Below are 11793 nucleotides of genomic sequence, written 5' to 3'. Positions count from 1 at the left end.
GCCCAGGCGCCGCGCGCCGCCGGCTGGGCGGCGGCGGTCGGGGAGGCGCTGCTCGCCGGGCCCCTCGAGGTGGCGATCAGCGGCCCCGCCGGTCCCGAGCGGGACCAGCTCGCCACGGCTGCACGCGCGTCGGCGAGCCCGGGGGCCGTCGTCGTGGTGGGGGAGCCCGACGCTCCCGGCGTCCCCCTGCTGGCCGGTCGTCCCCTGGTGGCGGGGCGCGCGGCGGCCTACGTCTGTCGGGGATTCGTCTGCTCGGCGCCGGTCACCGATGTGTCCGCTCTCGGCGCAGCGATGCATGCTTCCTGAACACCCGAACAAGCGATTACGGTGTAACCGTGTAATCAACACGACCACGGGAGGTCGCCATGCACGGACACCGATTCGCCGACGCACCCTTCGGACCCGGCTTCGGACGAGGTCGCGGCCGCGGTCCGCGAGGCCGGGGACCCGAGGCGCCGCCGCCCGTGGAGCGGTCGGAGGTCGCGGGGTGGTTCGCCGGGCGGCTGCCCGACGACTGGTTCACCGGACCGGTCGAGCTCACGATCGACCGGGACGAGATCACCGTGGTCGGCACCCTGGCCGAGCCGTCGGCCGGCGAGGGCGATGCGGCGGCAGCTCGGGCCGGCCGGATCGCCCGCTTCCGCGAGGAGACCCGGCAGCAGCGCATGGCGATCGCCGACGCGGCGCAGGAGCGCTACGGCCGCTCCGTCGCCTGGGGGGCGCAGTGCGGCGACACCCGCGAGGTGTTCACCAACCTCTCCACGCCGGTCATGACGAGGCTCCGCCAGGCCGAGCGGCTCGTGCTCGACACCCTCGTCGACGCCGGGGTCGCGCGGTCCCGCTCGGAAGGGCTGGCGTGGGCGGTCCGGCTCGTGGGGCAGCACGCCGACGAGTGGCTGGCCGAGCTGCGCCGGGCGATGGAGGGAGTCGAGGAGGTCCGCCGGCGGGGTCCCGCGCCGGAGTGACGACTGACAGGCTGCAGGCGTGCCCGATCCGGTCAGCCTGCTCCGCCCAACGTACGGCGACGTCTCCGCCGTCCTCTCGTCGCTGACGGTCGCGGAGGGCTGGGAGCCGACCGGCTGCGCCGGCTGGACGCCCGTCGACCTCGGCTTCCACCTGCTCAGCGACGCCCGGCGGGCGCTGGTCACCCTGCACACCCCGGCCGACGGTCCGGCCGACACCACCGCCGTCGACTACTGGACGGCGTGGCGTCCGCCGGAACCGGGGGACGACGAGGAGCTGTGGAGCACGCGGATCGCGGCCAGCGTGCACGGCGGCCTGACCGGGATCGCCGGGCGCTACGCGGAGACCTCGGCGGCGGCCGTGGTGGCGGCGGGCCGGTCGGATCCCGAGGCCTTCGTGCACACCCAGGGCCGGGTGCTGACCGTGGCGGACTTCCTGTCCACGCTGGTCGTCGAGGCCGCCGTGCACCACCTCGACCTCGTGCTCCGGCTGGACCGCCCCGGGCCGGCGGCCGGACCGCTGCCCGACGCGCCACCGGACGGGAACCGCTGACCGACGACGACCGCGCCGAGCTGGGCGCCCGCACGCAGGCGTTCCCCCTGTTCGGCTGACCACCCCCGCCGACCTGGGACACTCGGCGTCGTGTCCACCGCCGGCGTCCCCACCGCCACCGACGTGCTCGTGGTCGGTGCCGGCCCGGCCGGTTCGGCCGCGGCCGCCTGGGCGGCCCTGGCAGGGCACGACGTCGTCCTCGCCGACGCCGCGGTCTTCCCCCGGGACAAGGCCTGCGGCGACGGGCTGACCCCCCGCGCGATCGCCGAGCTGGACCTCCTCGGGCTCGGCGACTGGGTGCGCGGGCACGCCCGCAACCGCGGGCTGCGTGCCGCGGGCTTCGGCCGCGAGTGGCAGCTGCCCTGGCCCGGCGGAGCGTTCCCCGACCACGGCAGCGCCGTGCCGCGCACGGAGCTCGACGCGCGGATCCGGGAGGTGGCCCTCGGGGCTGGCGCCACACCGCTCGACGGTGCCCGCGCCGTCGACGTCGAGCGGGACGACGACCGGGTGACCGCCGTGGTCTTCGAGCTCGCCGACGACAGCCGGGTCGCCATCGCCTGCCGCCGGCTGGTCGTGGCCGACGGTGTCCGGTCGCCGCTCGGCCGGGCCCTCGGCCGGGAGTGGCACCGCGACACCGCCTACGGGGTGGCCGCCCGCGGCTACGTGCGCTCCGGCCGCAGCGACGACGAGTGGATCTCCTCCCACCTCGAGCTGCGCGGCGACGACGGCGAACTGCTGTCGGGCTACGGCTGGGTGTTCCCGCTCGGAGCGGCCGCGGGCGAGGTGAACATCGGCGTCGGCACGCTGGCCACCGCCCGCCGTCCGGCCGGGGTGCAGCTGAAGTCCCTGCTCGAGACCTACACCGATGCCCGCCGCGACGAGTGGCGCATCGAAGGGCCGGTCCGCGCACCGGCGTCGGCGCTGCTGCCGATGGGCGGTGCGGTGTCGGGTGTCGCCGGCCGCAACTGGGCGCTGATCGGCGACGCCGCCGGGTGCGTGAACCCGCTCAACGGCGAGGGCATCGACTACGGCCTCGAGACCGGCCGCAGCGTGGTCGAGCTGTTCGGGACCGACGACTGGTCGCAGGCGTGGCCGGCCGTGCTCCGGCGCCACTACGGCGAGGCGTTCTCCATCGCCCGCCGGCTCGCGGGCCTGCTCACGCTGCCCCGCTTCCTGCCGGCGGCCGGTCCGGTCGGGATGCGGTCGCGAGGGCTGATGACCGTGGCGCTGCGGGTGATGGGCAACCTGGTGGACGACGCCGATCGCGACGCCGTCGCCCGCGCCTGGCGCACCGCCGGGAAGCTGTCCGTCAAGCTGGACGGGCGCCGGCCGTTCAGCTGAGCGGGGCCGCGGCTCCTGACCGCGGTCGTCGGCCGGAGGCCGGCATCAGAGATACGGCGAGTTGTAGACCGCGAAGTAGACGGCGATGTAGTGGCAGACGGCGGCCACGATCGTCATGGCGTGGAAGACCTCGTGGTAGCCGAAGGTCCCCGGCCAGGGGTTCGGCTTCCGGATGCCGTAGGCGATGCCTCCGACGGTGTACAGCACGCCACCGACGGCGAGCAGCACCATCGAGGTGACCCCGGCGATGTGCAGGATGTCGGTCAGGACGAAGACGGCGACCCAGCCCAGGCCGATGTAGAGCGGTACGCCGACCCAGCGCGGCGCCGTCGGCCAGGAGAGCTTGAGGACGACGCCGCCGAGCGCGGCCGCCCACACCACGGCGAGGATCCAGTAGCCGGTCGGCTGGTCGACCGCCAGCAGCGCGAACGGCGTGTAGGTGCCGGCGATGAACAGGAAGATCATGGAATGGTCGAGCCGTTTCATGATCCGCCAGCCGCGCGGTGACCACCGGCGACGGTGGTAGAGCGCGCTGATGCCGAACAGCCCGCAGATCGTCAGGCAGTAGATCGCGACCGAGTACCCGGCCCGCGCCCCCTCGACGGACGCCAGCGGGATGAGGACTGCGCCGGCGACGATCGCGCCGAAGAAGGCGAACAGGTGCAGCCAGCCGCGCAGGCGGGGACGCGTGTCGGGATGCTCCCAGTCGCCGTCGGCGAAGTCGGACGCGGTCCAGACCTGGTCGGGCCGGTCGCCCTCCTCGAGGACGGCGGTCATCGCTTCGCCGCGGGGGCCCTCGAGCTCGGCGTCGTCCGCCTCGACCCGCACGCGTTCGTTGTCGGGAGGGACGCTCATGCTCCGAGGTTACGGACCCGTAGGTTGTGCGGCATCCGGAGTGGCGGTGACTTCGGTGACGTGGTTGCCGCGACCTGTCCGCGCGTCCCTGCCGGGGATGGCGGTGGGGCCTAGGGTGACCGGCGTGGGGGCGCGCCAGAAGGTCCGCGATCTGCTCACCGTGGTCTACGAACGCCGGCTCGCCCGCGCTCTCGAGGGCGCCGAGCTTCCGCGCCACGTGGGCGTGCTGGCCGACGGCAACCGGCGGTGGGCGCGGGCCAGCGGGTTCGAGGACGTCAACGACGGCCACCGCCGCGGAGCGGCCACCATCGTCGACTTCCTGGGCTGGTGCGACGAGGCCGGCGTCGAGGTCGTGACGATCTTCCTGCTCTCCACCGACAACCTCTCCCGCCCCGAGCCGGAGCTCACGCCGCTGCTGCGGATCATCGAGGACGTCGCCACCGACCTCGCCGGCCCGGGTCGGCACTGGCAGCTCCGGGCGATGGGCGCGCTGGAGGTGCTGCCGCCGGAGACGGCCGCCGTCCTCAAGCAGGCCGAGGAGGACACCCGCGACCGGCTGGGGGCGACTGTCAACCTGGCCGTCGGCTACGGCGGACGGCGGGAGATCGCCGACGCCGTCCGTTCGCTGCTGGCCGAGCACGCCGCCTCCGGGACGACGATCGACGAGCTGGTCGACGCCCTCGAGCCCGACCACATCGCCGAGCACCTCTACACGCGCGGCCAGCCCGATCCCGACCTCGTCATCCGCACCAGCGGCGAGCAGCGCATGTCGGGGTTCCTGCTCTGGCAGACGGCGAACGCGGAGTTCCACTTCACCGACGTCTACTGGCCCGACTTCCGCCGCGTCGACTTCCTCCGCGCCCTGCGGGACTACGCCGCGCGGCACCGGCGGTTCGGCGCCTGATCGGACCGCCGGTTCCCGGACGAGTCGACCGGGCTGCGAAACTCCCGGTCATGGCTGGCCTCGATCTTCCCCTCGAGTACGTGCGGCTGGGGCTGCGGTTCGACCGGCTGGAGGCCGGCTTCGTCGACGCGTACACCGGCGATCCGCGGGTCCGTGCGCAGGTGGCCGACGAGACCGCGCCGACGCCGCAGGTCCTGCGCGACCAGGCCCGGGGACTGCTGCGCGAACTCGACGCCGCCGACCTCCCTGCCGACCGCGCCGACTACCTGCGCGGTCAGCTGACCGGCCTGGAGTGCACCGCGCGGAAGATGAACGGCGAGCCGGTCGGGTTCGTCGAGGAGGTCCGCAGCTACTTCCAGGTCGACGTCGTCCTCGGGGACGAGTCCGTCTACGCCGCCGCGCACGCCGACCTCGACGTCCTCCTGCCGGGCAGCGGGTCGCTGGCCGAGCGCTACGCCGCCCACCGGCGCCGCGAGGAGTGCCCGCCGGACCGGCTGGAGGCCGCCGTGCACGCGCTGTCGAGCGCGCTGCGCGACCGGGTGCGGGGTCAGTACGGCCTGCCCGAGGTGGAGACGGTGCACTACGAGGTGGTCACCGACAAGCCGTGGTCGGGCTTCAACTACTACGAGGGCGACTACCGCTCCCGGGTGGCCATCAACGCCGACCTGCCGCAGCGCCTCGGCCACCTGCCGCACCTCGTCGCCCACGAGGCCTACCCCGGTCACCACACCGAGCACTGCCGCAAGGAGCGGGGCCTGGTCGAGCGGGCCGCCCGCACCGAGCACACGGTCTTCCTCGTCAACACGCCCGAGTGCCTGATGGCCGAGGGGCTGGCCGACCTCGGCGTCCAGGCGTCGATCGGCGACGGATGGGGGCCGTGGGCGGCGGAGATCCTCGGCGACCTGGGCCTCCGCTTCGACGGGCACCTCGCCGAACGGGTCGCCGCGGCGGCCGCCCCGCTCAACCGCGTGCGGCAGGACGCCGCGATCCTGCTGCACGACCGCGGCGCCGACACCGCCGAGGTCGCGGCCTACCTCCAGCGCTGGTCGCTGGTCAGCGCCGAGCGGGCGGCCCAGCAGATCCGGTTCCTCACCGACCCCCTGTGGCGGGCCTACATCTCCACCTACGTCGAGGGCTACGACCTGCTCTCGCGCTGGCTGGCCGACCGGCCGGCGGACCAGCCGGTCGCCGACCGCTTCCTGCGGTTGCTCGACGAGCCCCTGACGCCGCGCGCCGTCACCGCCGAGCTCCGGGCCGCCTGACCCATGCCCCGCGACCGGACGCTCGGCCTGTGGACGGCGGGCTGGCTCGCGGTGTTCCTCCTGGCGGGGCTGGTGTGGCTCGGCGACCTGTCCCTGCAGTGGCCGGTGCTGCTGATCCCGCTGCTCTGGGCCCTGGTGGCCGCGCGGCCGCGCCGTCCCCCCGACCACCGGCGCGAGCCGCAGCTCGGGTACCGGACGGACACAGTGGAACGGCCGGCGCTGCGGCCGCCCGGCCGGCGGGACCGTCCCGACCGCCGATGACGCTCCCGGCGGGCTCCGCCCGAGCACCCTCGTCGAGGGCGCACGTGAATTCTTCGTGGGCGACCACGACGCCGATTCCGCCGCGGATCGAGTCGGGCGACGACTGGTACCGATGGGATCCGTCGGGCGATTGGTAACCACTTCGGGGGACACGCCGGGTCCCGATAGGGGTAGAGGACACGAAGTTGTCACCTGGGGGCTCTAGCGTCCGCAGTGGATGACGAGCTGCCCTCGCCATCCACGGGAGGCCCGGTTGGTGCTGACGTTCACGTCGACCAGAGGGGCCGGAACCCGGCCTCTGCGCCGGGGCCCGGCCACCTTCGAGCGGGGGCGCGCCGTGCGCCCCACGGGAGACGCCTCGTGACCACTCGCCGCACGTATGTCCTCGACACCTCCGTCCTGCTGTCCGACCCGGGCGCCCTCATGCGCTTCGGCGACTCCGACGTGGTGCTCCCGCTCGTCGTGATCGGGGAGCTGGAGGACAAGCGCAACCACCCGGAGCTCGGCTGGTTCGCCCGTCAGGCGCTGCGCATGCTCGACGACTTGCGGGTGACGCACGGGCGGCTGGACGCGCCGGTGCCGATCGGTGAGGACGGCGGCACGCTGCACGTCGAGCTCAACCACAGCGACCCGGGCGTGCTGCCGGCCGGCTTCCGCAACGACAGCAACGACAGCCGGATCATGGTCGTCGCGCTGAACCTGCGCGCCGAGGGCCGCGACGTCTGCCTGATCACCAAGGACGTCCCTCTCCGGGTGAAGGCCGCGGCGGTCGGCCTGAGCACCGACGAGTACCGGGTCATGGATGCCGTCGACGCGGGGTGGACCGGCATGGCCGAGCTCTCCCTGGACGACGCGGAGCTCGGTGAGCTGTACGACGCCGGCGAGGCCTTCATCCCGGCGGCGGCGGAGCTGCCCACCCACACGGGGCTCGTGCTGCTCTCCTCCCGGGGGTCGGCGCTCGGTCGGGTCATGCCCGACAAGCAGGTGCGGCTGGTCCGCGGCGACCGGGAGGCGTTCGGCCTGCACGGGCGCTCCGCCGAGCAGCGGATCGCCCTCGACCTGCTCCTCGACCCCGAGATCGGCATCGTCTCCCTCGGCGGCCGCGCCGGCACCGGCAAGTCCGCGCTGGCGCTGTGCGCCGGTCTGGAGTCGGTGATGGAGCGGCGGGCGCACAAGAAGGTCGTGATCTTCCGGCCGCTGTACGCCGTCGGTGGTCAGGAGCTCGGCTACCTGCCCGGCGGCGAGAACGAGAAGATGTCGCCGTGGGCCCAGGCGGTCTACGACACCCTCGGCGCGCTGGTCTCCCCGGCGGTCATCGACGAGATCGACTCGCGCGGGCTGATCGAGGTACTGCCGCTCACCCACATCCGCGGGCGGTCGCTGCACGACTCCTTCGTGATCGTCGACGAGGCGCAGTCCCTCGAGCGCGGGGTCCTGCTGACCGTGCTCTCCCGTCTCGGCAGCGGCTCGCGGGTCGTGCTCACGCATGACGTGGCGCAGCGCGACAACCTCCGGGTCGGCCGGCACGACGGCATCACCGCCGTCATCGAGGCGCTCAAGGGCCACCACCTGTTCAGCCACACCACGCTGACCCGGTCCGAGCGCTCGCCGATCGCCGCCCTGGTGACCGAGATGCTGGAGGACCTCCCTCTCTGACGTGGCCCCGCGCCTGCCACATTGCGGGTGTTGTTCCACCATGGCTGGTGCTGCAGCACCGGCAACCTGTGAACAACACCCGCAATGCGCGTCACCGTCGCCGTCGAGCGCCCCGCTCCCGGGCTGTCCGGACGCGCGCAGAGAGTCGTTCGCGGTTCCCCAGATCGGCCGAGGTCCAGCGGACGACCTCCCAGCCCTCGTCGCGGATCGCGTCCTCGCGACGCTTCTCCTCGAAGACGGCGTCCCCAGGGTCCTGCCCTGGGCGGAGCAGCCGCCCGTACTTGATGCGGCCGTCGAACTCGCCGACCACGCGTTCCGCCTCCCAGGCGAAGTCCGCGCGACCCACCAGTCGCCCGTCGGACGTCCGTATCTCGTGCTGCAGTGAGCTCGGCGCGAGGCCCAGCTCGTGCAGAGCCACGCGGCTCCGGCTCTCACCGACGCTCCCGCTCCGCCCATCGGCGAACGTGATCACCCGGGCCGCGTGCCGGCTGCCGCGGGTGCCGGCGATGTCGAACAGCCGGTGCTCGAGGAGCTCGCGGGTGATCAGCCCTTCGTTCAGGACTGCGTCCACCGCCGCGACGCCCGGCTCGAACGGGAGGCTCCGTGCGAGGTCGAGGGCGGTCCGCTCGACGTCGGTCACCGTGATCCCGCCGACGGTGGTCAGTTCGTCGTCCCGGAGCCGGGCGACGTGTACGCGAAGCGGCCCGGACGTCGAGGTCGACGCAGGTGGGCGGCGGGTGATGTGCACCTGGTCGAGACGGGCAGCCCACAGGGGCATCCCGAGCAGGACAGCTGCTGACTGGTGGCTCACCACGGCGGCGCGGCGGAGTCCTGCGATCGTGGCGGCCACCAGCAGGGCGTGCCGCGCGACGGCCGTGGGCGGCAGTTGACCGTCGAGGTACGCACCTCGACTGAGCCTGGTCCACTGCCCGCCGCGCGCGAGGCGGGCGAGTCCTCGTCGGACCAGCCATCCCGTACGGCGTCTCGCCGGAGAACCAGGTGGGCATCACTGCGTGGCGGCGGAGGCACGCGAGCACCGTGCCGTGGGATCGCCCAGCTCGGCGTCCCCGCAACGATCAGTGGACGGACGGCGAAGCTGTGGACGAGCGGGACGTCAGGCGGGGGAGCGCTCCGCGTCGGCGCCGGCCCCGCGGTCGGCCGCCGTCGGCCGCGTCGTCCTCGGCGGAGCCGACGGTCTCGGGGTGCTCGCCCAGCGCAGCAGCGCGACGGCCGCCCACCCGGCGCCCAGGCACCACAGCACGCGGTTCATGACTTCTTCGGCCGACAGGTCCCCGCGCAGCCCGAGCGCGACCACGGGCACGGCCAGCACGAACCCGACGAGGAGCACGTCCCAGCGCAGGGGGCTCATGACTCGACGCTCTCCAGTCGCTCGCAGAGGAGGGACGCCCAGCGGTGCGGGGTCGCCGGGACGCCGTCGAGGAGGGCCACGGGGATGTCGACCCGACGGAGGACGGCGGCCGGGTCGGCGCTGAGGTCGGTGTCCTGCACGACCAGCGCGTCGACGCGCGGCAGCCCGTCGATCCACGGGAGGAGGTCCTCGGGCTTGCGGGTGGCCTCGACGACCGCCCAGACCGCGACCGGCGCCCAGATCGCGAGCATCTGCGACATCCAGTACGAGTCGGTGCGCAGCGGTGCATCCACGGCGACGATCGTGATCGTGCCGGCGTCCGCGGCGTCCTGACGCCGGTCGATGGCGGTCTCGACCGTCGTCATGCGGCTGCCCTTGGGCGCGAGCCCCGCCAGATCGCCGCGCGTGGCCCACTGCACGCGGTCCGGGTCGAGCCGCAGCGAGGCGGCCAGCGACTGCGCGGTGCGGAGGGTCTCGACACCGGGGCCGACGACGAAGAGGACCTCACCGGCGCCGTTCGGCAGTTCGGGGGCCTTCGGCAGCTTCAGGGCGAGCGCCCGCGTCAGAGCGGCGTAGGTGCCCTGGACGGCGACGTCGTCGGCGAAGCTGGCAGCCAGGAAACCGGCGGGCACGCCCAGCGCCTCGAGCCGGCCCGCGATGTCGCCGTGCACGGCCGGCCCGAACAGCGCGGTGGGAGCCGGTTCCGGCACTTCGATCTCGGCCGCAGGGGCGACGGGCTCGTCGACCTCGTCGGCCGGCTCGAGGGTAGCCATCTGGGGCGCGACGGGCAGGCGCGTGACCGTCGCGAGCAGCCGGGGGGCCGGTGCGGGCAGCGACGACGTCTCGACCACCGGCGGGCGGGGCGCCGAGGACTTCGCGGCGGGCGTCGTGACGGTGGGTGCGTCGTCGAACAGCCCCGCGTCGACGCGGGTGGACTCGGCCTGGACGGTGTCCGTACCCGAGGTCTCCTCGCGCATCTCGGCGGGGGTCGTCTCGGGCGCGACCGGTGCGGTCGACTCCGGAGCGGAGGCAGCCGGGGGAGCGGACGGCGGCGGGACGGCGGGCCGGGAGGAGCGCGACGGCGACATCGGGACCGGCGGGCGGCCGCGACGGCTCCCGCGCGAGGACGGCAGCGGGGGCAGCAGAGACAGCGGCGGCATGACCGTGGTGGTGTCGAGCGACATCATCGGAGCGGGGTCGCTGGCAGTGCGCGCCAGCACCGGCGCCAGCTCCTCGACCTCGGCGACCGTCGTGCTCACGAACTCCTCGACCTCGACCTCGACCTCGACCTCGACGGGCACGACCTCGTCCGTCGCGGTCTCGCTGTCCGTCTCGATGTGCTCATCAGCGCCCGCGACGGGCTCCTGCAGCGCGACCTCGGCCCAGATCGGGGCGTCGTCCACCGGGGTGAGGTCCGAGTCCGACACGACGGGACGCCAGATGGGCTCGTCGTCGGAGGACGGCGCCGCCGCGACGGGCTCGCCCCACAGCGGGACCTCGGCCAGCTCGATGCCCCACATCTCGAGGGACGGCTTGGCCGCGGGGGCGACGTCCCCGAACAGACCCGTCGCGTCGTAGGAGGAGTAGTACGTCGGCTCGTACACCGGGGCGGCCGGCTCGGCGGCGAACTCGTCCTCGGCGACGACGTCCTCGGCCACGACCTCGACCGGGTCGTCGTGCACGAACAGGTCCGCGACGGGCTCCGCGACATCGACCAGCGCGACGGTCTCCGGAGCGGTCTCCACGACGAGGTCCCGGGGGAGTTCGTCCACCGGCGCCTCGTCCGCGAGCACGATGTCCGTCAGCGCGATGTCCGTCAGCGGGATGTCCGCGAGCGCGATGTCCGCCAGCGCCACCTGCGGCGCGGGGAGCGGCGCAGGCAGCTCGGGCTCGGTCAGCGCCGTCTGCGGGGACGCGCCGGCCAGCACCTTGCGGAGGATCCCGGCGAGCGCCTCGTCGGAGTGGCCCTGGGCGAGGGCTCCGCGCAGCAGGTCGGCGATGGCCTCCTCGCGGGGGGACACCGACGCGGCCGTCACCTCGGGCTCGGCCGCCCACGTGGGCACCTCCACCGGGTGCTCGACGACTGCCTGTTCGACGACCGGGTGCTCCACGACCGGGTGCTCCATGACCGGGTGCTCCATGACCGGAGAGGGCGGTGCGACGACCTGATCTCCCACCGTTTCCTCCTCCTGGGGCGCCGCGGGCGGCGTCACCGATGACTGTGCGATGGGTGCCGGCCGGGCCGGCGAGGGTGCCGCGACGGCTCGCGCGAACGCGCCTGACGGCTGGTCGAGGGCCTCCTTGACGGCCTGACGGACGTCCTGGTCCCCGGCGACCATCCGCGCGAGCGCAGCGGTGAAGGGGGACGGTGCGCTGGGGGCCGGAAGGCCGTCGGCCGGCTCGTCCTCGTCGTCGACGAGCGGTCCGCCGGCGCGGACCTGCGGACCCGTGCGCGGGAAAGAGGCGCGCGGGAACGCCGTCCGGGTGTACGCGGGGGCCGGTGCCTCGGCCTGCTGGGCGGCCAGCAGGCCGGCGAACTCGCTGACCCGCTCGTCGTCCTGGGGGGCGGCCGCCGGGTGGGCCGGGGTCGCGCTCCACGCCGGAGTCACCGGACGCGCCGGCGTGGCGGC

At 74.2% G+C, this 11793-nt stretch carries 10 protein-coding genes and 2 pseudogenes; 8 read left to right on the top strand and 4 right to left on the bottom strand.

The window, feature by feature from the left end; translation table 11 throughout:
* The 4 genes and pseudogenes from E4P40_RS22565 to E4P40_RS22550 all read left to right on the top strand — a co-directional run.
* Positions 1-306, top strand: a pseudogene (locus tag E4P40_RS22565) (N-acylglucosamine 2-epimerase); the annotation flags it as partial.
* A gap of 158 nt (positions 307-464) precedes the next feature.
* On the top strand, positions 465-965 hold the full coding sequence (locus E4P40_RS22560) for a hypothetical protein (protein WP_245160517.1): 501 nt from the start codon (positions 465-467) through the stop codon (positions 963-965).
* Positions 966-984: 19 nt separating this feature from the next.
* Positions 985-1515 carry a maleylpyruvate isomerase N-terminal domain-containing protein gene (locus E4P40_RS22555; RefSeq protein ID WP_209305469.1) on the top strand — a complete coding sequence of 177 codons (531 nt, stop codon included), beginning with the start codon at positions 985-987 and terminating at the stop codon, positions 1513-1515.
* Positions 1516-1605: 90 nt separating this feature from the next.
* Entirely contained in the window at positions 1606-2856 is a 1251-nt protein-coding gene (locus E4P40_RS22550; RefSeq protein WP_135160640.1) for a geranylgeranyl reductase family protein, read from the top strand.
* A gap of 45 nt (positions 2857-2901) precedes the next feature.
* Here the strand turns inward: E4P40_RS22550 and E4P40_RS22545 are convergent, their stop codons facing one another.
* Positions 2902-3711, bottom strand: coding sequence for a hemolysin III family protein (locus E4P40_RS22545; protein ID WP_135160639.1), 810 nt, complete (start codon positions 3709-3711; stop codon positions 2902-2904).
* A 124-nt stretch (positions 3712-3835) separates the two neighbouring features.
* Between E4P40_RS22545 and E4P40_RS22540 the strand changes: the two genes are divergently transcribed.
* The 4 genes from E4P40_RS22540 to E4P40_RS22525 all read left to right on the top strand — a co-directional run bounded on the left by E4P40_RS22540 (position 3836) and on the right by E4P40_RS22525 (position 7794).
* A complete protein-coding gene (locus E4P40_RS22540; RefSeq protein WP_245160516.1) occupies positions 3836-4615 on the top strand; it encodes an isoprenyl transferase in 780 nt (259 codons plus the stop codon).
* Positions 4616-4665: 50 nt separating this feature from the next.
* Positions 4666-5877, top strand: a complete 1212-nt coding sequence (locus tag E4P40_RS22535) for a DUF885 domain-containing protein (RefSeq protein ID WP_135160637.1) — start codon at positions 4666-4668, stop codon at positions 5875-5877.
* A 3-nt stretch (positions 5878-5880) separates the two neighbouring features.
* Positions 5881-6138, top strand: coding sequence for a hypothetical protein (locus E4P40_RS22530; RefSeq protein ID WP_135160636.1), 258 nt, complete (start codon positions 5881-5883; stop codon positions 6136-6138).
* A gap of 360 nt (positions 6139-6498) precedes the next feature.
* On the top strand, positions 6499-7794 hold the full coding sequence (locus E4P40_RS22525; protein ID WP_135160635.1) for a PhoH family protein: 1296 nt from the start codon (positions 6499-6501) through the stop codon (positions 7792-7794).
* 91 nt (positions 7795-7885) lie between these two features.
* Here E4P40_RS22525 and E4P40_RS22520 read toward each other — a convergent pair whose 3' ends face one another.
* From E4P40_RS22520 to E4P40_RS22510, 3 genes and pseudogenes are all read right to left on the bottom strand, one after another.
* On the bottom strand, positions 7886-8644 hold the full coding sequence (locus E4P40_RS22520; RefSeq protein ID WP_135160634.1) for a hypothetical protein: 759 nt from the start codon (positions 8642-8644) through the stop codon (positions 7886-7888).
* A gap of 264 nt (positions 8645-8908) precedes the next feature.
* Positions 8909-9163, bottom strand: a complete 255-nt coding sequence (locus E4P40_RS22515; RefSeq protein ID WP_135160633.1) for a hypothetical protein — start codon at positions 9161-9163, stop codon at positions 8909-8911.
* Positions 9160-11793: pseudogene (locus tag E4P40_RS22510) on the bottom strand (hypothetical protein); the annotation flags it as partial. The pseudogene E4P40_RS22510 and the gene E4P40_RS22515, both read right to left, overlap by 4 nt.

It is taken from the genome of Blastococcus sp. CT_GayMR20 (assembly GCF_004570345.1).
The sequence above is the reverse complement of the archived record's forward strand: the minus strand, read 5'-3'. Positions and strand labels throughout refer to the sequence as shown.

What these genes read in the sequence shown, in the direction of transcription:
- E4P40_RS22545 (WP_135160639.1), bottom strand. Translation starts at nt 3,711, where the DNA reads ATGAGCGTCCCTCCCGACAACGAACGCGTGCGGGTCGAGGCGGACGAC.
- E4P40_RS22535 (WP_135160637.1), top strand. Translation starts at nt 4,666, where the DNA reads ATGGCTGGCCTCGATCTTCCCCTCGAGTACGTGCGGCTGGGGCTGCGG.
- E4P40_RS22530 (WP_135160636.1), top strand. Translation starts at nt 5,881, where the DNA reads ATGCCCCGCGACCGGACGCTCGGCCTGTGGACGGCGGGCTGGCTCGCG.
- E4P40_RS22515 (WP_135160633.1), bottom strand. Translation starts at nt 9,163, where the DNA reads ATGAGCCCCCTGCGCTGGGACGTGCTCCTCGTCGGGTTCGTGCTGGCC.